The sequence below is a fragment of the Massilia mucilaginosa genome (assembly GCF_011682145.1).
Classification (GTDB): domain Bacteria; phylum Pseudomonadota; class Gammaproteobacteria; order Burkholderiales; family Burkholderiaceae_D; genus Telluria_A; species Telluria_A mucilaginosa.
In genome coordinates, this window is sequence record NZ_WHJH01000411.1 from 1 (window position 1) to 215 (window position 215).

Genomic DNA, 215 nt, shown 5'->3' on the forward strand with positions numbered 1-215 from the left:
GACAGGTTGACACAGCAGGGATGGCGCATGCACATCCAGCGCAAAGGAAGCAAGGACAAGCCAATTTCGGAAACCCAAAAGCGGCGCAATACGCGCATCGCCAAGACCCGCGCCCGGATCGAGCATGTGTTTGCCGGCCTGGCCGAGATGGGCGGCAAGGGCCTGCGCACGATCGGACTGGCGCGCGCCACGTTGCAGCTCAATTGGAAGGTCGC

The 215-nt window shown here is 62.8% G+C and carries 1 protein-coding gene; it reads left to right on the forward strand.

Features of this window, described 5'->3' with window-relative positions; genetic code table 11:
* On the forward strand, positions 1-215 hold a 215-nt coding region (locus F2P45_RS35390), incomplete at both ends, for a transposase (protein ID WP_166882774.1).